Origin of the sequence: Halomonas ramblicola, from assembly GCF_030409215.1 — a bacterium.
Taxonomy (GTDB): Bacteria; Pseudomonadota; Gammaproteobacteria; order Pseudomonadales; family Halomonadaceae; genus Halomonas; species Halomonas ramblicola.
Genome location: NZ_JAUFPL010000025.1, coordinates 72,426 through 91,788, shown reverse-complemented (window position 1 = coordinate 91,788; position 19,363 = coordinate 72,426). Strand labels below are relative to the sequence as shown.

Here is a 19,363-nt window from a genome sequence, read left to right as displayed (position 1 = left end):
GCGCCGACGCCGTCGGACGGGGCCTTCTCGTTCAGCGAGCGGCACACCATGCTGGCGGCCGCCTCAGCGTACCGGGGCCGGATGGTGTTCGGCCCAGTGGCGGGCGATGTCGACACGCCGCGCCACCCACACCCGGTCGTGGGCCTCGATGTGGTCGAGGAAGCGCTGCAGGGCGCGGAAGCGGCCGGGACGCCCCAGCAGGCGGCAGTGCATGCCCACCGAGAGCATCTTGGGCGACTCATCCCCCTCCGCATAGAGGACGTCGAAGGCGTCGCGCAGGTAGGTGAAGAAGTGGTCGGCGGTATTGAAGCCCTGGGGCGCGGCGAAGCGCATGTCGTTGCTGTCCAGGGTATAGGGCACGATCAGGTGGTCGTGCTCCACTCCCTGGCTGTCCGTCTCGCGGGTCCAGAACGGCAGGTCGTCGCCGTAGTAGTCGCTGTCGTAGAGGAAGCCGCCCTCGTCGAGCACCAGCCGGCGGGTGTTGGGGCTGTCGCGGCCGGTGTACCAGCCCAGTGGCTTCTCGCCGTAGAGACGCTCGAAGATCTCCACGGCCTTCTGCAGGTGCTCGCGCTCGACGTGCTCCGGCACTTCCTGGTAGTGGATCCAGCGATAGCCGTGGCAGGCGATCTCGTGGCCCAGCTCCTTGAAGGCGTGAGCCACCTCGGGGTGGCGCTCCAGGGCCATCGCCACGCCGAACACGGTGAGCGGCAGGCCGCGGCGCTCGAACTCACGCAGGATCCGCCAGACCCCGGCCCGTGAGCCGTACTCGTAGATCGACTCCATGCTCAGGTGGCGGTCCGGGTAGGCGGCCGCCCCGATGATCTCGGAGAGGAACTGCTCGGAGCCGGCGTCGCCGTGCAGCACGCAGTTCTCGCCGCCCTCCTCGTAGTTGAGCACGAACTGCACGGCGATCCTGGCGTTGCCGGGCCAGTTGGCGTGAGGGGGCGTGCGGCCGTAGCCGATCAGGTCGCGGGGATAGTCAGCCTGAGGTGTCCGGGTCATGGCGTGGCTTCCTGGTTGTTCTGGGATCCGGGGCAACCGTCATCGGCGAGGCGAAGACGAAGGCCTTATGTATACAAAGACAAGATAGGGTGTCTCCAATCCAACTTCAAGCACCTGCATCCCATATTTATGTATACAAAATTATTCAATAATTGACGACAATCATTGTGCCCAAATCGCGACTTAGACCAAGGTATTACCCGCAAGATTCCCTACCGAAGCCGATCCCCCCGCCGAAAGAACTCGCCAATCAAGGGGTTGGACGACTTCCTCGATGCGAAACCTCTCGCCTTGCGTCATGCACAAAAGCAATCTATTTTGTGTACAAAGACATCGCTCATCCACTCGGAGCCTTCCCATGCACCTGCGCATCATCAACCCCAACACCACCGCCGGCATGACCGCCACCATCGGCGAAGCGGCCCGCCACATCGCGTCACCGGGCACCCGCATCACCGCCACACAGCCGGCCCACGGCCCGGTCTCCATCGAGAGCCACTTCGACGAGGCGATCAGCGCCGTGGGGGTGCTGGAGGAGGTGCTGGCCGGCGAGCGCGAGGACGCCGATGCCTATGTCATCGCCTGCTTCGGCGATCCGGGGCTGCTGGCCGCCCGGGAGCTGACCCGTGCGCCGGTGATCGGCATCGCCGAGGCGGCCTTCCACATGGCCACCCTGATCAGCACCCGCTTCTCCATCGTCACCACCCTGGGGCGTACTGGCATCATCGCCGAGCACCTGCTGGAGCAGTACGGCTTCGCCCACCACTGCCGGCGGGTGCGCGCCGCGGAGATCCCGGTGCTGGACCTGGAAGATGACGGTGACGCCGCCCTCACCCGCATCATCGAGGAGTGCGAGCGTGCCCGCGATGAGGACGGCATCGGCGCCATCGTGCTGGGCTGCGGTGGCATGGCCGACCTGACCGATACCATCAGCCGCGAAGTCGGCCTGCCGGTGGTCGAGGGCGTCACCGCCGCCGTCAAGCTGGCCGAGGCCCTGGTCGGCCTGGGGCTCGGCACCAGCAAGCACGGCGACCTGGCCTTCCCGCGACCCAAGCCCTTCACCGGACGTTTCGAGGGCTTCTCGAACCTGCGACCGGTCCGCTGACCAGTACGCTTCCTCTTACCCATAACCACAAGAACAAGACGCCACAGGCGCACGCCGAGCCGCAAGCCTCCCCGGCACGGATGCCGGGAGACAACCACAACGCACAGCAACGACTTGCGAGGACAACACCATGAGCCATCCCAACCCCCAACCCACGACGGTCGCCCCCGATCAGCCAATCGCCGGCGAGAGCGTCGGCCATGAGGCCACCAAGGCCCCCGGCCAGGAATCCCTGGCGCCCCAACAGACCCGCATCATGGGGCGTGCCTCCTACTTCCTGGCCTGGTTCGGCGGCTGCGTCTCCATCGGCACCTTCGCCATGGGCTCCAGCGTGGTAGGCACCCTGAACCTGATTCAGGCCACGGTAGCCATCGCCATCGGCTGCTTCGTGATCGGCATCGCCCTCGCCCTGAACGGCGCCGCCGGCTACAAGTACGGCATTCCCTTCATGGTCCAGGCCCGTGGTGCCTTCGGCTTCGCCGGTACCCGGTTGCCGGGGCTGGTCCGGGCGGTGCCGGCCATCGTCTGGTACGGCTTCCAGAGCTGGATCGGCGCCGGCGCCCTGAACATGGTCTCGGCGACCCTGTTCGGCTTCGACAACCTGATCTTCTACTTCATCACCTTCCAGTTCCTGCAGATCGGCCTGTCGGTGATGGGCTTCCAGGGCATCAAATGGCTGGAGAACATCGGCAGTGCCTTCATCCTGGCCTCGCTGGTCTACATGTTCTATGCCACGGTGCAGCGCTACGGCGATGAACTCTCCGCCAGCCTGCTGACCATGGAAGGCTCCTGGGGTATGCCGTTCTGGGGCGCCACCATGCTGTTCCTGGGTATCTACAGCACCATGATGCTCAACGTCAGCGACTATGCCCGCGAGCACAAGAAGGGCACCGGCCCCGGCCTGCTCACCACCATCTACGCCATGTCCATCCTGCCCTGCACCCTGTTCATGGGTCTGATCGGCTTCATGGTCTCCGAGGCCACCGGCACCGCCGACCCCATCCAGGTGTTCGCCAATGCCGTGGACAACACCCCGCTGCTGATGACCACCCTGCTGTTCATCGCCTTCGCCCAGGTCACCACCAACGTGCTCAACAACGTGGTGCCGCCGACCTATGTGCTGATGGACGTGTTCAAGATGAAGTTCCAGGTGGCCACCGTGCTCGTCGGCCTGCTGGCCTTCGCCACCTTCCCCTGGAAGCTGGTGCAGCCCGACTCCGCCGCCGGCCTGCAGCTCTTCGTGCAGACCTACTCCGCCTTCCTCGGCCCGATCTTCGCGGTGCTGGTGGTAGACTATTTCCTGATCCGTCGCCGCACCCTGGATCTCGACAAGCTGTATGACGAGAATGGCCCCTACAAGGGCGTCAACTATGCGGCCCTGATCGCCACCGCGGTGGGCATCGTCGCCGCCCTGAGCTTCTCCGCGGTCTCCTGGTACGCCAGCCTGATTCCGGCCGGCCTCACCTACTACCTGCTGATGAAGCACTGGGCCCCCTGCCAGCGCTTCCGCAACTGACCCCCAACCCTGAGGGTGACGGGGTCACCCGAGGTCACTGACCCTCCCAGACCGGGAGGGTCAATCCCCATGACAACACAGCAAGGCCTCTCCCATGACGGACATGACGGACAAAGAGCTGGAAATCCGGCACATCGACCATAGCCTCTACAACGACGACCTGGCACCGATCAAGAAAGCCAACCGCTCCTGGGGCTGGTTCGAGATCTTCAATGTCTGGTCGAACGACATCCAGAGCCTGTTCGGCTACACCCTCGCGGCCTCGCTGTTCATCTCCTACGGCCTCAACGGCTGGGCGGTGATGGCGGCGATCATCCTCGCCGGCTTCGTGGTCATGGTGCTGGTCAACCTGACCGGCAAGCCGAGCGTCAAGTACGGCGTGCCCTTCCCGGTGATGATCCGATCCAGCATGGGGGTGCGCGGGGCCAACTTCCCGGCCATGCTGCGTGCCATCATCGGCATCTTCTGGTACGGGGTGCAGACCTACTTCGCCTCCACGGCGGTGGCGCTGCTGATCACCGCGCTCTTCGGCGACCCCGGCGGAGCCTGGCTGGGCATGTCCGCCGTGGGCTGGGTGTCCTTCGTGATCGTCTGGTGCTTCCAGATGGCGCTGTTCTGGCAAGGCATCGACCGCATCAAGCACTTCCTGAACTGGGCCGGCCCCATGGTCTATGTGGTGATGATCGCCCTGATGATCATCGTCTGGTTCCAGGCCGGCAGCGAGCTGTTGCCCGCGGTGAGTACCATCTTCAGCGGCAGCAGCGAGTATGAAGGCAGCGCCGTGACCGCCTTCCTGGCGATCACCGGCACCATGATCGCCTACTTCGCCGCCGTGGTGATCAACTTCGGCGACTTCTCGCGCTTCGTGAAGAGCGAGAAGCAGATGAAGCTCGGCAACCTGCTGGGCCTGCCGCTCAACGTAGCCTTCTTCTCCTTCATCGCCCTGATCATCACCGCGGGCACCCTGGCGCTGTTCGGCGAGACCCTGACCAACCCCTCGGACATCATCGAGCGGGTCGACTCCCTGCCGCTGACGATCATCGCGGCGATCACCTTCTTCGCCGCCACCGTGGGCATCAACCTGGTCGCCAACTTCATCCCGCCGGCCTATGACCTGGCCAACCTCTTCCCGGGCAAGATCAGCTTCCGTATCGGCGGGTTGATCACCGCGGTGGTGGCCTTCTTCGTCGGGGCGCTGTGGGTCTCGGTGATCAGCCAGATCGGCATCGCCGGCTTCGTCAATGCCCTGGGAGCCATCGTGGCGCCCTTCTACGGGATCATCGTGGTGGACTACTACCTGGTGAAGCGCCAGCGCCTGAACATCCAGGACATGTTCTCCGCCGACCCGGACGGGGCCTATTACTACCTCAAGGGCTGGAATAAGCGGGCCATCGGCGCCTTCGCCCTGGCCGCCCTGTTCTCGATCTCCTCGGTGTGGGTCCCGGCCCTCGAGGCACTCGGCGGCTATGCCTGGCTGATCGGCGCCGCCCTGGGCGGGCTCTTCTACTATCTGCTGATGCGTGGCCAGGAGGCGGCCGCCAAGGCCCCGACCCAACCCTGAAGGTCCCGCTTCCCCACCGCCGAACGCCGGGGGTGGGGAAGCGCCGTCGCTTGCCCCGGCCCCCAACCCTAGTGCTCGAGGGAGTTCACGATCTTGAGTGCGCAGCGGGCATGCAGCCCCAGCAGGACGAAGGCGGTCGGTAGGTAGACGAACAGCCAGGCGGCATAGCCCTGGAGGTAGAGGATGATCGACGGGAAGACCACCACCAGCAGGTAGAACACGCCCCAGAGACAATTGGCCGCCGGGGCATGGTAGCACCGGAACCACGCCGGCCAGCCGCCGGCGAGATGGTACAGCTCGACCTGGGGATCCCCATCGCGGTTGAGGACGCGCTCCAGCTCCCGCATGCGGGCCAGGTGAAAGAAGAAGATCGACTGCTTGAGCAGATCGAAGAACATTACCAGCACGATCACCAGCAGCAGCACCAGGAAGCCCACCGGGGTCACCGGCTGCTGGAGCTGGGCGTCGAGCTCGAAGAGGCGGGCCAGCGGGTCCCAGGCCAGCAGGGCCCCGATGGAGCCGAACAGGCGGATGTCCCCCAGCGAGCGGTGGATGTAGTCGTTGCACACCTCGCTGAGCCTGACGTACTCCGCGTAGACGCGGTCCGACGGCACCGCGTCCGCGGTATCGTTGGGCGGTCTGGCCACGGCGCTCTCCCCGACAGGCGCGAAACCTACCCCCAGTATGGCGTGGCCGGACCGGGCTGCAATGCCTCGGCGTTCAGCGACCGAAGATGCTGTGCAGGTCGGGGGACTCGTCCTCCTCCTCGACGATGGACAGCGAGGCCTCGATGGCCTTGAGGTGGCGACCCATGAAGGCGGCGGCACGCTCGCCGTTGCCCGCCTCCAGGTGGCCGATCAGGTCCTCGTGGTCGTGGGACTCGCAGCCCAGGTGGCCGGGGTTGCCGTAGACGGCGAGAATCAGCGAGGAACGGAAGCAGAGGCGCTCGACGAAGTCGGCCAGGGTGGCGTTGCCGGCAATGCGCGCCAGGCGGGTATGGAAGTCGGCGGAGAGGCGGATGGCGGCACTCTGCTCGCCGGACCTCAGCGCCTGGCGCTCGCGCCGTGCCATGTCGCGCAATGCCACCACGTCCTCGGCATCGATGCGCCTCGCCACCTCGGCCATCAGCCCGCACTCCACCATCTGGCGGGCGTCGAAGACATCCTTGGCCTCCTCGGCAGTGGGGCGGGTGACGCTGGCGCCGCGCCGCGGGGTCAGGGTGACCAGTTGCTCCAGGGCCAGGCGCTGCAGGATCTTGCGGATGCCGGTGCGGCTGACGCCGAACACCTCGGAGAGGGCATCCTCGCGCAGCCGCGCACCGGGCTTGAGGCGATGCTCGATGATGGCATCGCTGATGGCGCGGTGGATCGCCGCGTGCCGCTCGGCCCCGTCGCCGTCCTTGCCGCGACGGCCACCACCGGCGGGCTTGCGCTCGGCCACGATCTGACGCTGGTTCATGAAGGCTCGTCTCCCCTGCTTTCCCGGTTGGCTATCATTGTATACGACCGACCGGCCCGTCGACGACTCTGCGTGACGACGAGACCCGCCTCGTGGGCGGGTCAGGGAACGGCGGAGGAGCGGGTCACTGCGACCAGGCGGCGATCGCCTCGCGCTCCTCGTCGGTCATGCCGGTCATGTTGCCCAGCGGCATGTAGCCGCTGGCCACCACCTCCTGGATCTTGGCACGCTGCTGGGTGACCTGCTCTCCCGTATCGTAGACGATGCCCGCCGGCGGAGCGTTGAAGCCCTGCTGGGTGGGTTCGCTGGAGTGGCAAGCCACGCAGCGCTCCGCGATGATCGGCTGGACGTCCTCCAGGGTCACCGCCGCGGTATCGGCCTCGGCCTCGGCAGACGCGGGGGCCATGGCCGGCGAGGCGACCCAGAAGGCCACGGCGATCAGCGCGGTGCCGGCGACCGGGTAGGCCGGCTGGATCTTGCCGGCGTGCATCACCACGAAGAACTGGCGGATCAGGGCGCCGCCGAAGATGAACAGCGACATGATCACCCAGGCGTAATCGTGGGAATAGGCGAAGGAGTAGTGGTTGCTGATCATCAGCAGCACCACCGGCAGGGTGAAGTAGGTGTTGTGCACCGAGCGCTGCTTGCCGCGCTTGCCGTCAAGCGGATTGGGCTCCTCGCCGGCCTGCATGGCCTTCACCATGCGCCGCTGGCCGGGAATGATCCAGAAGAAGACATTGGCGGACATGGCCGTGGCCATCACCGCCCCGGTGAGCAGGAAGGCCGCGCGCCCGGCGAAGATCTGGGTGCTCAGGTAGGCCACCACCACCATCAGCACCGCCACGGCGAGGCTCAACAGGCCGTCGCGGTCCATGTTGGGGCTGAGGCGCTTGCACAGCTCGTTGTAGACCACCCAGCCGGCGGCCAGGAACAGCAGCGCCACCAGGTTGGCCTGCCAGCCGGTCATGTTGGCCGCCCAGGCCCAGTCACTGCCCGGGTTGACCAGGTAGAAGCTCGGGTTGGCCATGTAGAGCAGCACGAAGAGCGCGAAGCCCGACAGCCAGGTGACGTAGGACTTCCAGAACGACCAGTGCAGGTCGTCGGGCAGCTTGGCCGGTGCCGTGGCGTACTTCTGGTTATGGTAGAAACCGCCGCCGTGTACCGCCCACATCTCGCCGAACACGCCCTTCTGGCGGTCCTCGGCGGCCTTGGGCGTGCGCAGGCTGTTGTCCAGCATCACGAAGTAGATCGATTCGCCGATCCAGGCGATGGCCGCGATGACGTGCAGCCAGCGCAGCATGAAGTTGGCGAAGTCCAGGAGATAGGCTTGCATGAGGGGGTACCTCAACTCATTGCATTGTTGTAGATAACTGATGACCCGGCTTGGTCCGAAAAGTCGGCGAGCGAAGGTCAGGCAAGGCAAAAATCGGCGAAAAGACGGAGTTTACGAGGTGTAAATGAGTACTTTGAGCCGATTTTTAACGCCGCATGGCCGAGCGCAGCCAGTTTTTGGACCAAGGCTAGCTGCCGCGGTAGGTGGAATAGCCATAGGGCGAGAGCAGCAGCGGCACGTGGTAGTGCGCGGCGGCATCGGCCACGCCGAAGCGCAGCGGGATGACGTCGAGGAAGCGCGGCTCCTCGGCCGCGATGCCCTGCGCGCGCAGGTAGTCACCGGCGTGGAAGACCAGCTCGTACTCGCCGACGGCGAAGACATCCCCCTCGAGGATGGGGGCGTCGCAGCGGCCATCGTCGTTGGTCATCACCTCCTTGAGGCGGGTGCGGCCCCCACCCTCCAGGCGATAGACCTCGATGCGGATGCCCTCGCCGGGGCGGCCCTGGGCGGTGTCGAGAACATGGGTGGTCAGGCGTCCCATCGTGGCTCTCCTCCTCTCGTTATCGTGTCGGCGTGCTTGTCGGTGGGGGCCCCGGAGGCTACCCTCCACCTACTGAAGACATTTTTAGCCATAAATGGGGTACATTTCAAAATATTTTTTGTATACATTTTGAGACCCCCCATCCATCCCCGGAGTAGAGACGATGACCGATACCCTCCTGACCCCCCGGCCCAGCCAGCTGGACAAGCCCGCCTTCGTCGCCGCCTACGGCGACATCTACGAGCACTCTCCCTGGGTCGCCGAGCTGACCTGGGAGCAGGGGCTCGACGCGCACCACGACCAGCCCGCCGCCTTGGCCGAGGCGATGGGCGAGGTGCTGGCCTCGGCGCCGGCCGAGCGTCAGCTGGAGGTGATTCGCGCCCACCCGGACCTGGCCGGCAAGGCCGCCCTGGCCGGCGGCCTGACCGACGATTCCACCCGCGAGCAGGCCGGCGCCGGCCTCGACCAGTGCTCCCCCGAGGAACTGGCCCGCTTCGAGCGTCTCAACGAGGCCTACAAGACGAAGTTCGGCTTTCCCTTCGTGATGGCGGTCAAGGGCAGTGATCGCTTCGCCATCCTGGATGCCTTCGAGGTGCGCCTGGAGAACGACCCGGCCGAGGAACGCCGTACCGCCGTCGAACAGATCAACCGCATCGCCCGCTTCCGCCTGGAGGCCCGGGCCGAGGACTGACCTTCCCATCCGGCCCCGCCCCGCGGGGCCGCTCCCGCCTACCACTGACCAACTGGTCAAGTCAAGATTCATAATGCATTGTTTTTGAAGAACTCTTTCAATGGTCAACAAGATAAATAAATTTTTGTCTTCCAAAAGTAGGCATATTGTGTACATTGTGGATCGACAGTGGTGCTCAGTTCGGAATCACCCTGCACCACACTCGCCTGCAAGCGACAGTCACCAACACAACAACAGGCTGCGAGACTGATCCCATGACCGACTCCCGTTCCACTCCCCATCCTCAGCAGAACCCGACGCGCACCATCAACCAGGATCCGGACGCCATGCCGCCGCTGTCCAAGGCCATACCCCTCGGCCTGCAGCACATCATGGCGATGTTCGCCGGCAACGTGACCCCGCCGATCATCATCGCCGGGGTGATCGGCGCCAGCGCCGGCGAGCAGATCTTCCTGATCCAGGTGGCCCTGTTCGTCGCCGGCATCGCCACCCTCATCCAGACCCTCGGCATCGGCCCGGTCGGGGCCCGGCTGCCCATCGTCCAGGGCACCAGCTTCGGCTTCCTGCCGGTGGCCCTGCCGCTGGCCAAGGCCTTCGGCCTGCCGGCGGTACTCGGCGCCTCCTTCGTCGCCGGCCTGATGCAGATCGTGCTCGGCGCCTTCCTCAAGAAGATCCGCCACTGGTTCTCGCCGGTGGTCACCGGCATCGTGGTGCTGCTGATCGGCATCACCCTGATGCCCGTGGGTCTCAACTACGCCGCCGGCGGCGTCGGCTCCGCGGACTTCGCCTCGCCCACCAACCTGCTGCTGGCGCTGTTCGTACTGGTGGTGTGCATCGCCGTCCACCAACTGGGCCGCGGCTTCGTCAAGGCCTCCTCGATCCTCTTCGGCCTGCTGGCCGGCTACCTGGTGGCCATCGCCCTGGGCATGGTGGACTTCACCAACCTCCGCGAGGCCGCCTGGTTCGCGGTGCCCAGGCCCCTGGAGTACGGCATGGAGTTCCCGCTGACCGCCATCGTCGGCATGGCGCTGATCATGTTCGTGGTGGGGCTGGAGACCATCGGCAACATCTCCGCCATCACCGCCGGCGGTGCCGGCCGGGCGGCCAAGGACCGCGAACTCTCCGGGGGCGTCATGGCCGACGGCGTGGCCACCTCCTTCGCGGCGATCTTCAACACCCTGCCCAACACCGCCTATGCCCAGAACGTCGGCCTGATCACCCTGACCGGCGTGGTCAGCCGCCACGTGGTGACCATCGGCGGCCTGCTGCTGATCGCCATGGGCCTGTTCCCCAAGCTGGGCGGCCTGGTCGCCGCCATGCCCCATGCGGTGCTGGGCGGCGCCGGCATCGTGATGTTCGGCATGATCGCCTCGGCGGGCCTCAAGATCATCCAGGAGTGCGAGCTCAACCAGCGGGCCATGCTGATCATCGCCGTGTCGCTGAGCCTGGGCATCGGCCTGCCCGCCGTGGAGGCGATCTCCGAGACCATGCCCGGCCAGGCCGGCCTGTTGCTCAAGTCCGGCCTGGTGCCGGCCGCGGTGGCCGCCCTGCTGCTGGACGCCCTCCTGCCCGGCAAGCCGCACCGCCAACGCGGCGGCGAGGATGCCCCGGACGAGGCGTCGAAGGCCGACGCCGAGGCCTGATCCCGCCCCGCCAAGACACACGCCGCCGGGAGACCGGCGGCGCCCATGACCAGGAAGGGCCACCCTCGGGTGGCCCTTCTCGTTCGTGGCGGAGGCTGGCGTGACTAGAAGTGCCACTCCAGCTGGAAGGTAGGCGCATCGGTATCCACGCCCGGCTTGTCGTGGTTGCCGAACTTGTTGCGCCAGTACTCGTAGCCGACCCCGGCCCATAGCTGGTTCTCCTCGCCCCAGGCCAGCTGCCCCACGTCGAGCATCAGCGAGGCGCGCATCAGCTGCTCGGGCTCGGTGGCGACCCCGAAGTAGTCGTCGCCCTTCTCGCCATTGTAGTTGTAGAAGCCCTGGAACTTCATGGGCAGGGGACCCGCCTCGAAGGGCAGCCCCCAGGCCAGGCTGATCTGGTAGTAGGGATCGAAGGAGATCCGGTTCCGGTTGCCCGGTGCCCCGCAGGCATCCAGGCCACAATGGTTCCATTCACGGGCATAGAAGACGCTGAGATCGACGAACCCCCTGGGCACATCGAATTTCAGGGTCGGCCCCACCACCAGCATGCGCTTGCGCGGCGCGAACTCGGTGTTCTTGGTGTTGAGGTCGAAGCCGCCAGTCAACGCCACCTCCTTGACCGGGCCGAAGGCCAGCGGTTCGCCGAACAGCTTGCCGTAGTGAAGCTGGTGGCGATAGGTGAGGTAGGCCTCGGTGGCCCCGGTATCCCCGCCGAATTCCGTCGGGTCGGCGGCGTCGGACTGCAGGACATCCAGGTTCAGGAAGTTCTGCCCCAGGGAGTAGCCGCTCACGTGGGTGAACTGCAGGACGTGCTTCTCGACGTCGTTGGCGTTGTTGGGCTCGGTGAACTGGGTGCCGTAGCGGTAGCCGAGGAAGGTGTCGCTCCAGGTCGCGGCCTGGGCCGTGCCGGTCGCCAGGCCGGCCAGCAGCAGGCCGCCAGTGAGGAATCGCCGGGTGGTTCGATCATGCATGGAGGCGGTCTCCGTTGTTGTGATGTTGTGGATACATGTGAAGTCACACGCAATGAACACAATAGAATATAAAACTGTATACTGAAAACCCTTTCCAGTGATCTCATTCCCCCTCCACCGCCTCCGCCTTGGCCCCAAGGGCCCGGGAGCGCCTAGACTCTCGATAAGGACGACGTGAGGAGGTGACCATGTTCGAGGATCGGCAGGAGGCGGCCGAACGCCTGGCGCAAGCACTCGATCGGCTGCGTGACCAACACCCGCTGGTGTTGGCGATCCCCCGCGGCGGCGTGCCCATGGGACGGGTGATCGCCGATCTCCTGACGGGCGACCTGGACGTGGTGCTGGTGCGCAAGATCGGTGCCCCGGGCAATCCCGAGTACGCCATCGGTGCCGTCAGCGAGGACGGCAGCGTGCATCTGGAGGAGGCGGCGCAGCAGTGCCGCGACGACTGGCTGGCCAGCGAGGTGGCCGAACAGCGGGAACTGATCGAGGAGCGTCGGCGCCGCTACACGCCGGTACGGGCGCCCCTCGACCCCGCCGGGCGCGTGGTGGTGGTGGTGGACGACGGCAGTGCCACCGGCGCCACCATGGCCGCGGCCCTGGCCACCTTGCGCCAGCGCCAACCCGCCCGTTTGATCGCCGCCCTCGGGGTAGCGCCGCCGGACACCCTGGCCCGGCTGGAGGAGTTGGCCGACGAGGTGGTCTGCCTGGAGGCCCCCGCCTACTTCCGGGCGGTGGGGCAATACTTCGCCAACTTCGGCCAGGTCAGCGACGATGAAGTAATCCGGCTGCTCGGAGGGTGACAGTCGGCACGCCATGAGCACGGGCCGCCTCCCAGGTGGGAGGCGGCCCGTGCCAGCGGGCGTGGTGCAGGGCCCCTACATGGCGGCCTCGCGCGCCTGATCGAGCCACTCGTCCACCTGCTCACGGTGCTCGTCGATCCACTCCTCGGCGTGGCGCTGGATGTCTTCCTCGCTATCCTCACCGTCGAACATGCGGGCGTTCTGGGCGAAGATATCCTCCAGCGGGATGCTCATCACCTCGAACAGCCTGGCTGCCGCCGGGTTGTTGTCGGCGAACTCGCTGTTCACCACCGGGCGGATGTCGTTGGCCGGCCAGCCCAGGTTGCAGGGATCCTCGACGCAGCCCTCGACGCCCTCGACCACGGTGGCATCCTCGAACTCCTTCTGATCCTCGGGCAGCGTGGCCTCCTCGACGGTGATCCAGACCACGTCCTCGCCCGGCTCCAGTAGGCCCACTGTCCAGTTGGGCGTCCAGGTGTAGAAGAAGATCGGCTCGCCCTCCTGGAAGCGGCCCAGGGCTTCGGCCATGGAGGCGGAGTAGCTCGCCTTGATCGGCTCGACGTGGTCGGTGAGGCCATAGGCCTCGATATGGTGCTCGATCACCAGCTCACAGCCCCAGCCCGGCGGGCAGGCGACGAGTTCGGCCAGGCCGTTGTCGTCGGAATCGAACAGGGCCTTGATCTCGGGGTCCTTGAAATCCTCGAGGCTGGTGATGTTGTGTTCGTCGGCAGTCGCCTTGTCGACCAGGTAGCCCTGCAGGGCCCCGCCCCGGGCGACATAGCCGATCAGCTCGGCGCCTTGCTCGAAGGTCTCGCGGTAGGTGTTGTGCAGCGGGAACCAGCCATTGACCCAGAAGTCCACGTCGCCCTGGGCCACGGACTGGTAGAAGGGCGGGTTGTCCAGGGTGGTGGGCCGTTCGACCTCGTAGCCCAGTTCCGCCAGCACCTGGCTGTAGACGCCGGCCGGGAACCAGCCGGTATCCCAGGTGGCACGGGCCGGGGTCACCGAGACTCCCTCGCCGGGGAGATGCTCGTCTGCGAGGAGCGAGCCGGCCGGCGTCAGCAGTAGTGCCGCCATGGCACCTGCCAGCAGGGTACGGTGGCCTGTCTTGCGTATCATGTCCATGGTGTCTCCTCCTGCGTTGCGGGATCGCAGGATGCCCCGCGATCCGGTCATCGACGCTCGTTGTACGCCTTGCTCCCTTGAACAAGCCCCTTGAGCCAGCGGGTCAGGGACTCCTTGAGCCCCGGCCGCTGGGCGTGACGCCCCTCGCCGAGTGCCTGGGTGATACGGTCGAGCATGATGGCCAGCAGCACGATGCCGATGCCGCCCAGCGTGGCCCGACCAATATCCAGGCGCCCCAGGCCGGTGAACACGGTCAGCCCCAGCCCACCGGCACCGATCAGGGCGGCGATCACCACCATCGACAGTGACAGCATCAACGTCTGGTTGAGGCCGGCCATGATGGTGCGCAGCGCCAGCGGGATCTGGATCTCGAACAGCAGCTGGCGGCGCGTCGAGCCGAAGGCGAGCCCCGCCTCCACCAACTCCGCCTGTACCTGGCGGATGCCCAGGTTGGTCAGGCGGATCACCGGCGGCAGGGCGAAGATGATGGTGGCGATCACCCCCGGCACGATGCCTACCCCGAACAGCATGACGATGGGCACCAGGTACACGAAGGGCGGAATCGTCTGCATGATGTCGAGCACCGGCCGGATCAGGCCGGCGAAGCGGTCGCTGCGCGCGGCGAGGATGCCCAGCGGCACCCCCACCAGCACGCAGAAGGTCACCGCGGTGAGGATCATGGCCAGGGTGACCATGGTCTCCCGCCAGATGCCCAGCAGGTCGATGAACAGCAGCGACAGCAGGGTGAAGAGCGCCACCCCGCCGCCGGCGACCCGCCAGGCAATCAGTGGCACCACCACCACGAACACCGGGTAGGGCAGCCACAGCAGGAACTCCTCGAGGCCGCCGAGCACCTGGTCGATCGGCCACTGCACCGCCCGGAAGACGGGCCGGAAGTTGGGCACCAGCCACTCCTTGACGACGACCTCGATCCAGTCGTCGAGTGGCAGCGTGTAGAAGTCGGAGATCCGGTCAGCCATGGTCGCGCCTCCTCGTCTCGGACGGCGCCGCCGAGGCGGGCGTCGCCTCGCCCTCCCCGCCGGACGACGCAGCGCCGCCGCCCTCGGCGCCGGTGCCGCCCAGCCAGTGGAAGACTTCCAGCGGTTCGACGACCCCCTCCAGGCGCCCGGCGTCATCGAGCAGGGCGATCGGCAGGCCCGTCGCACAGGCACCGTAGAGCGTGACCAGCTCCGCGTCCCCGCGGGTCGAGGGGAAGTCCGTGATCAGGGCGTCGCCGGGCGTCGCCGTGGCGTCTCGTTCCAGGTCCCGGTGCCTCACGATTCCCAGTGGCCGCCGCTCGGCGTCGACCACGAACAGCGCCTCGCGCCCCAGGGCTTCGCAACGCTCCGCCGCCACGCCGGCATCCTCGTCGGCGGACAGGGCATGGGCGTCGCGGCACAGCGACTGTGCCCGGAAGACGCGGCTGCGGTCGACGTCGCGGGTGAAGGCGGCGACATAGTCGTCGGCGGGATGGGCCACGATCTCCTCCGGCGTGCCCAGTTGCACGAAGCGGCCGTCTTTCATGATGGCGATCCGGTCGCCGAGGCGCAGCGCCTCGTGGAGATCGTGGGTGATGAAGATGATGGTCATGCGCAGTTGCTGCTGCAGCTTGAGCAGCTCGTCCTGCATGTCGCGCCGGATCAGCGGGTCGAGGGCGCTGAAGGGCTCGTCCATCAGCATGATCTCGGGATCCACCGCCAATCCGCGCGCCAGCCCCACGCGCTGCTGCATGCCACCGCTCAGGTTGGCCGGCGGTACGTCGGCGTGGGCCGCCAGCCCCACCTGCTCCAGGGCCCGGAGCGCCTTCTCGCGACGCTCGCGGGCGGCCATGCCACGCACCTTGAGGCCATACTCGACGTTCTCCCCGACGCTCTTGTGGGGGAAGAGGGCGAAGTGCTGGAAGACCATCGACAGCTTGTTCAGGCGCAGCCGGCGCAAGGCGTCGGCCGACAGGCCGACGATGTCCTCGCCGTCGATCAGGATGCGGCCCTCGGTCGGTTCGATCAGCCGGTTGAGGCAGCGGATCAGCGTAGACTTGCCCGAGCCGGACAGTCCCATGACCACGAATATCTCGCCCGGGGCAACGCTGAAGGAGACATCGGCCACGGCGGCCACCGATGCCGTCTCGGCATAGATACGATCCTTGGGGGCGCCTTCCCGTATCCGCCTGATGGTATCCGCGGGATCCGCGCCGAAGACCTTGAACAGGTGCTCCACGCAGACCTTGCGGTTCGTCCCTGAGGTAGCCGTGTGATCAGCCATACCATGTCCGGGACCCGATGGCCGGGCTTCGACGCAGCGCCGTCCGTTTCAGGCGAACTGGGGCGGCTCGTCGCCGAAGCCGTGAGCCTTGTGCAGAAAGAATCGAGCGGACCTGCCGGCTGCAGCCCCGCCCCTCAACCACAAAGCTAGGTCTCGGGGGGTAGCGCGTCAAGGCGGCACGCCGCGGAGTCGGGCACCCCGCGGCGGCACCCCTCGCAACGATATCGGGCCGCCCGAGGGCGGCCCGATGAGGCTTGCTGCGGAACCGGCGCTACTTGACGGAGGCGGCCTTGAGGCTCTCCTCGACCAGCTTCTGGCCCTTCTGCAGGTAGTCCTGGCCGAGGCCGGAGACCTTCTCGACATCCGCCTTGACCTGCTCGCCCAGGTCCTGGGCGGCCTTCTGCTGACCTTCGACGGCCTTCTTGAAGCCATCGGCATCGCGGACGTCGATCCAGGCACGCGCCTGGGCCAGACTCAGGTCGGTGTAGCGGCGTGCGGCATCCAGCTGGGCGCCGAACAGCTTCTCGTAGAATTCCAGGGTCAGGGAGCCATAGGCGCGGGCCGGCTCGACGAAGACACCCTCGAACTGCTCGGTGGCCTTCTGGGTGGTTGCCTTGGTGGACATGGAACACCTCCGTCAGTGGTGGTCGAACGGGACGATGCGCCCCGTGTTGCACTGCAACATAGCAGTGCATTTTATGCAATGCAACATCGGCGCGTAAATAGGGTACCCACCAAGCAAGACACCCCACCCGGCCGGGTCTCACGGGGTAGACGAGGCCGCTCGAGGCTCAGCGATAGGCGCCCTCGATGTCGGTGACGCGCATCGCCTTGCGCCCCAGGCCGCCATGCTGGTCGAGCATGCGCTCCAGCCAGCCGTAGACCGGGTCGGCGTTGGAGACCAGGTCGGCCGTGGAGACGCAGCGCGCCCACATGAAGCAACCGAATACCAGGTAGTCGCCGGCCGCCGGCGCCTCGCCGTCCAGGTAGTCGGCCTCCTCGAGCCGACCGCGCAATGGCTCCAGGGCCGCATCCAGCTGTGCGAGCCCCCGCGCCGGCGAGTGGAACTCCTCGAGGGTGCGGCCGAAGCGCTTCTCGCGACTCTCGCGGAAGTAGTCGCGATCATCCGGATGGATGGCATTGAGCAGGTCCATGATGATGGTACGCAGCATGGCCGGCTGGAGGCTGCGCTCGGCGTAGTGCTTGAGGAAGCGCGTCCGGGCCTCGGCCAGGGCATCGCCGAGCAGCGGCGCCTCGGGGTAGGCGCGGTCCAGGTAGCGCAGGATCTCGTAGCTGTCGGTGACCACCTCGTCGCCGTCCACCAGCACCGGCACCCTGTCATGGTCGGCGAAGGCCAGGGCCTGCTTGTCGGTGAAGTGCCAGGGACGGGTCTCGACCTCCAGCCCCTTGTGGGCCAGGGCGTACTTCGCCCGCCAGCAGAAGGGAGAGAAGCGCAGGTCCTCGTCGATGCCGCAGAGATCGTAAAGCACCCTCGTCATGACAGCTCCTCCAGCGTCCGATGATCGTCACGGGCAGTGTGCCAGCCTTTCGCGTCCGCCGCCATGCCGCCTCGCCCGGGGGAAGCCCCGCCCCTTTCCTGTCCATTAGTCTAAATCATCACCCTGCCTCCCGGCCCGCCGGGTCATCGGCGCGACTCCCTGTTTCCTTTTCCGACAACCACTTAGCCCATGCCTTGCCGAGCCACCCAACCTCACTATATTGGTCATACCAATTCACCACCCATGGTCAGCGTCCCGTCCAGGCATTATCTTTCCGCCGTTCGAACGCCCAGCGGCCGCTGCCGCCGACCGGGTCCACTGCTGACTGTTCATCGAGGTTACCTGCCCCATGAATGACACCCTTTTCGCCCTGCTGGCCTTCGTGCCCCTGGTGCTGGCCGGCGTGCTGGTCGCCTCGCGCACCGTGGAGCCGCTCAAGAACGCCCTGAGCTCGCTCTCCTTCGGCTGGAGCGACATCCTCGGCGAGGCCGGCGTCTCCGGCAGCATCGAAGCGCTCTACCTGCCCGGCGGCATCTTGCTGATGGTGGTGCTGGTCACCGCCGTGCTGCACCGCCGTGCTGCACCGCATGCGCGCCGGCGAGCTGGGGGCCGCCATCGGCGAGTCCTCCCGCACCCTCCTGCCCACGCTCTACTACCTGGTCTTCGCCGGCCTGATCGGCCTGGTGGCCCTCTATGTCCTGGGCGTGGTGGATCCGCTGCTGAGTAACAATTAATTAATCATAACCAAAAACAAAGCGCTTCAGGCTTACGACTGGGGCGCGTTCGCGTTGGCAAGACAATATCAATCCGTCGCACTATCTCACGATCTGACCTTCAGGTTCATAAGAACTTAAACAGGTCAGCCACCATATCGCTTGTCATGGAGAGCGCGACCTGGAAGATGCCGGTCTTCCTTACAGCTTGCTCTCCAGCTCCGGCAGCGCCTGGAACAGGTCGGCGACCAATCCATAATCGGCGACCTGGAAGATCGGCGCTTCCTCGTCCTTGTTGATCGCCACGATCACCTTGGAGTCCTTCATCCCCGCCAGGTGCTGGATGGCCCCGCTGATGCCCACGGCGATGTAGAGGTCGGGGGCGACGATCTTGCCGGTCTGGCCCACCTGCATGTCATTGGGCACGAAGCCGGCGTCCACCGCGGCGCGCGAGGCGCCGATGGCCGCGCCCAGCTTGTCGGCGATGCCCTCCAGCAGTTGGAAGTTCTCGCCGCTGCCCATGCCGCGGCCACCGGAGATCACCACCTTGGCCGAGCCCAGCTCGGGGCGGTCGCTCTCGGCCAGCTGCTCCTCGACGAAGCGCGACTGGGCGTTGTCGGCGACGAACTCCACCGCCTCGACGCTGGCACCACTCCCCTCGCCGACCGCATCGAAGGCGGTGGCGCGCACGGTGATCACCTTGAGCGGGTCGGCGCTCTGCACGGTGGCGATGGCGTTGCCGGCGTAGATCGGCCGCTTGAAGGTGTCGGCGCTCTCCACGGCGATGATCTCGGAGAGCTGGCTGACGTCCTGGAGCGCGGCCAGCCGCGGCAGCACGTTCTTGCCGGTGGTGGAGGCCGCCGCCAGCACATGGCCGTAGTCGCCGGCCAGCTCACTGAGCAGCGCCGCGGTGGGCTCGGCCAGCAGGTGGGCGTAGGCGGCGTGGTCGGCGACGCGCACGCGGCTCACGCCATCCAGCCTGGCGGCGGCCTCGGCGATGGCGGCGACGTTCTCGCCCGCCACCAGGACGTCGATCTCGCCGCCGATCTGCTGCGCCGCCGCGACCACATGGGCGGTGGCGTCGGCCAGGACGCCGTCGTGATGTTCGGCGAGTACCAGGATGCTCATGCAATCGGCTCC

Annotated in this window: 19 protein-coding genes; 7 read left to right on the top strand and 12 right to left on the bottom strand. The window is 66.5% G+C overall.

All coding sequences use genetic code 11. The annotated features are described in order from the left end of the window. Window positions 1–63: 63 nt before the first annotated feature. Window positions 64–1,002: an allantoinase PuuE gene (gene puuE, locus QWY80_RS09215; protein WP_290230599.1), complete on the bottom strand. Its 939-nt coding sequence runs from the start codon at window positions 1,000–1,002 to the stop codon at window positions 64–66. Window positions 1,003–1,360: 358 nt separating this feature from the next. Here puuE and QWY80_RS09210 point away from each other — a divergent pair, with 358 nt between their 5' ends. From QWY80_RS09210 to QWY80_RS09200, 3 genes are all read left to right on the top strand, one after another. After that, a complete protein-coding gene (locus QWY80_RS09210) occupies window positions 1,361–2,107 on the top strand; it encodes an aspartate/glutamate racemase family protein (protein ID WP_290230597.1) in 747 nt (248 codons plus the stop codon). Between the two features lie 130 nt (window positions 2,108–2,237). After that, window positions 2,238–3,623, top strand: a complete 1,386-nt coding sequence (locus QWY80_RS09205; RefSeq protein WP_290230595.1) for an NCS1 family transporter — start codon at window positions 2,238–2,240, stop codon at window positions 3,621–3,623. 103 nt (window positions 3,624–3,726) lie between these two features. Next, complete coding sequence (locus QWY80_RS09200; protein ID WP_290230593.1) at window positions 3,727–5,184, top strand: NCS1 family nucleobase:cation symporter-1; 1,458 nt, start codon at window positions 3,727–3,729, stop codon at window positions 5,182–5,184. A 68-nt stretch (window positions 5,185–5,252) separates the two neighbouring features. Here the strand turns inward: QWY80_RS09200 and QWY80_RS09195 are convergent, their stop codons facing one another. The 4 genes from QWY80_RS09195 to uraH form a co-directional block, all read right to left on the bottom strand. Continuing rightward, window positions 5,253–5,831, bottom strand: coding sequence for a hypothetical protein (locus QWY80_RS09195; protein WP_290230592.1), 579 nt, complete (start codon window positions 5,829–5,831; stop codon window positions 5,253–5,255). Between the two features lie 73 nt (window positions 5,832–5,904). Next, on the bottom strand, window positions 5,905–6,642 hold the full coding sequence (locus QWY80_RS09190; protein ID WP_290230590.1) for a GntR family transcriptional regulator: 738 nt from the start codon (window positions 6,640–6,642) through the stop codon (window positions 5,905–5,907). Window positions 6,643–6,766: 124 nt separating this feature from the next. Then, window positions 6,767–7,975, bottom strand: a complete 1,209-nt coding sequence (locus QWY80_RS09185) for a urate hydroxylase PuuD (RefSeq protein ID WP_290230587.1) — start codon at window positions 7,973–7,975, stop codon at window positions 6,767–6,769. Between the two features lie 187 nt (window positions 7,976–8,162). Further along, the gene (uraH, locus tag QWY80_RS09180) at window positions 8,163–8,516 is read right to left on the bottom strand and encodes a hydroxyisourate hydrolase (RefSeq protein ID WP_290230585.1); all 354 of its coding nucleotides are present in this window, start codon (window positions 8,514–8,516) and stop codon (window positions 8,163–8,165) included. 163 nt (window positions 8,517–8,679) lie between these two features. On the opposite strand from uraH, the gene uraD reads away from it, so the two are divergent. Together uraD and QWY80_RS09170 are read left to right on the top strand one after the other, a co-directional pair. Next, a complete protein-coding gene (gene uraD, locus QWY80_RS09175; RefSeq protein ID WP_290230583.1) occupies window positions 8,680–9,207 on the top strand; it encodes a 2-oxo-4-hydroxy-4-carboxy-5-ureidoimidazoline decarboxylase in 528 nt (175 codons plus the stop codon). 254 nt (window positions 9,208–9,461) lie between these two features. Beyond that, complete coding sequence (locus QWY80_RS09170; protein ID WP_290230580.1) at window positions 9,462–10,850, top strand: uracil-xanthine permease family protein; 1,389 nt, start codon at window positions 9,462–9,464, stop codon at window positions 10,848–10,850. Window positions 10,851–10,954: 104 nt separating this feature from the next. On the opposite strand, the gene QWY80_RS09165 is transcribed toward QWY80_RS09170, so the two are convergent. Continuing rightward, window positions 10,955–11,821 carry a hypothetical protein gene (locus tag QWY80_RS09165; protein ID WP_290230577.1) on the bottom strand — a complete coding sequence of 289 codons (867 nt, stop codon included), beginning with the start codon at window positions 11,819–11,821 and terminating at the stop codon, window positions 10,955–10,957. Window positions 11,822–12,009: 188 nt separating this feature from the next. On the opposite strand from QWY80_RS09165, the gene QWY80_RS09160 reads away from it, so the two are divergent. Beyond that, window positions 12,010–12,624 (top strand): phosphoribosyltransferase, encoded by a 615-nt coding sequence (locus tag QWY80_RS09160; RefSeq protein ID WP_290230574.1) that lies wholly within the window; start codon window positions 12,010–12,012, stop codon window positions 12,622–12,624. 75 nt (window positions 12,625–12,699) lie between these two features. On the opposite strand, the gene proX is transcribed toward QWY80_RS09160, so the two are convergent. From proX to QWY80_RS09135, 5 genes are all read right to left on the bottom strand, one after another. Beyond that, window positions 12,700–13,743 carry a glycine betaine/L-proline ABC transporter substrate-binding protein ProX gene (gene proX / locus QWY80_RS09155; RefSeq protein ID WP_290230572.1) on the bottom strand — a complete coding sequence of 348 codons (1,044 nt, stop codon included), beginning with the start codon at window positions 13,741–13,743 and terminating at the stop codon, window positions 12,700–12,702. A gap of 53 nt (window positions 13,744–13,796) precedes the next feature. Then, window positions 13,797–14,729, bottom strand: coding sequence for an ABC transporter permease (locus QWY80_RS09150; protein ID WP_290230570.1), 933 nt, complete (start codon window positions 14,727–14,729; stop codon window positions 13,797–13,799). After that, entirely contained in the window at window positions 14,722–16,011 is a 1,290-nt protein-coding gene (locus QWY80_RS09145) for a quaternary amine ABC transporter ATP-binding protein (RefSeq protein WP_290230568.1), read from the bottom strand. Before QWY80_RS09145 ends, QWY80_RS09150 begins: the two co-directional genes overlap by 8 nt. A 271-nt stretch (window positions 16,012–16,282) precedes the next feature. Next, entirely contained in the window at window positions 16,283–16,636 is a 354-nt protein-coding gene (locus QWY80_RS09140; protein WP_290230567.1) for a phasin family protein, read from the bottom strand. A 166-nt stretch (window positions 16,637–16,802) separates the two neighbouring features. Next, on the bottom strand, window positions 16,803–17,510 hold the full coding sequence (locus QWY80_RS09135) for a glutathione S-transferase N-terminal domain-containing protein (RefSeq protein ID WP_290230566.1): 708 nt from the start codon (window positions 17,508–17,510) through the stop codon (window positions 16,803–16,805). Between the two features lie 575 nt (window positions 17,511–18,085). Here QWY80_RS09135 and QWY80_RS09130 point away from each other — a divergent pair. Beyond that, entirely contained in the window at window positions 18,086–18,244 is a 159-nt protein-coding gene (locus QWY80_RS09130; protein ID WP_290230565.1) for a hypothetical protein, read from the top strand. A 180-nt stretch (window positions 18,245–18,424) separates the two neighbouring features. Here the strand turns inward: QWY80_RS09130 and QWY80_RS09125 are convergent, their stop codons facing one another. Then, window positions 18,425–19,351, bottom strand: coding sequence for an electron transfer flavoprotein subunit alpha/FixB family protein (locus tag QWY80_RS09125; protein ID WP_290230564.1), 927 nt, complete (start codon window positions 19,349–19,351; stop codon window positions 18,425–18,427). Window positions 19,352–19,363: the final 12 nt, after the last annotated feature.

What these genes read in the sequence shown, in the direction of transcription:
- puuE (WP_290230599.1), bottom strand. Translation starts at nt 1,002, where the DNA reads ATGACCCGGACACCTCAGGCTGACTATCCCCGCGACCTGATCGGCTAC.
- QWY80_RS09210 (WP_290230597.1), top strand. Translation starts at nt 1,361, where the DNA reads ATGCACCTGCGCATCATCAACCCCAACACCACCGCCGGCATGACCGCC.
- QWY80_RS09205 (WP_290230595.1), top strand. Translation starts at nt 2,238, where the DNA reads ATGAGCCATCCCAACCCCCAACCCACGACGGTCGCCCCCGATCAGCCA.
- QWY80_RS09200 (WP_290230593.1), top strand. Translation starts at nt 3,727, where the DNA reads ATGACGGACAAAGAGCTGGAAATCCGGCACATCGACCATAGCCTCTAC.
- QWY80_RS09190 (WP_290230590.1), bottom strand. Translation starts at nt 6,642, where the DNA reads ATGAACCAGCGTCAGATCGTGGCCGAGCGCAAGCCCGCCGGTGGTGGC.
- QWY80_RS09185 (WP_290230587.1), bottom strand. Translation starts at nt 7,975, where the DNA reads ATGCAAGCCTATCTCCTGGACTTCGCCAACTTCATGCTGCGCTGGCTG.
- uraH (WP_290230585.1), bottom strand. Translation starts at nt 8,516, where the DNA reads ATGGGACGCCTGACCACCCATGTTCTCGACACCGCCCAGGGCCGCCCC.
- uraD (WP_290230583.1), top strand. Translation starts at nt 8,680, where the DNA reads ATGACCGATACCCTCCTGACCCCCCGGCCCAGCCAGCTGGACAAGCCC.
- QWY80_RS09170 (WP_290230580.1), top strand. Translation starts at nt 9,462, where the DNA reads ATGACCGACTCCCGTTCCACTCCCCATCCTCAGCAGAACCCGACGCGC.
- QWY80_RS09165 (WP_290230577.1), bottom strand. Translation starts at nt 11,821, where the DNA reads ATGCATGATCGAACCACCCGGCGATTCCTCACTGGCGGCCTGCTGCTG.
- QWY80_RS09160 (WP_290230574.1), top strand. Translation starts at nt 12,010, where the DNA reads ATGTTCGAGGATCGGCAGGAGGCGGCCGAACGCCTGGCGCAAGCACTC.
- proX (WP_290230572.1), bottom strand. Translation starts at nt 13,743, where the DNA reads ATGATACGCAAGACAGGCCACCGTACCCTGCTGGCAGGTGCCATGGCG.
- QWY80_RS09150 (WP_290230570.1), bottom strand. Translation starts at nt 14,729, where the DNA reads ATGGCTGACCGGATCTCCGACTTCTACACGCTGCCACTCGACGACTGG.
- QWY80_RS09145 (WP_290230568.1), bottom strand. Translation starts at nt 16,011, where the DNA reads ATGGCTGATCACACGGCTACCTCAGGGACGAACCGCAAGGTCTGCGTG.
- QWY80_RS09140 (WP_290230567.1), bottom strand. Translation starts at nt 16,636, where the DNA reads ATGTCCACCAAGGCAACCACCCAGAAGGCCACCGAGCAGTTCGAGGGT.
- QWY80_RS09135 (WP_290230566.1), bottom strand. Translation starts at nt 17,510, where the DNA reads ATGACGAGGGTGCTTTACGATCTCTGCGGCATCGACGAGGACCTGCGC.
- QWY80_RS09125 (WP_290230564.1), bottom strand. Translation starts at nt 19,351, where the DNA reads ATGAGCATCCTGGTACTCGCCGAACATCACGACGGCGTCCTGGCCGAC.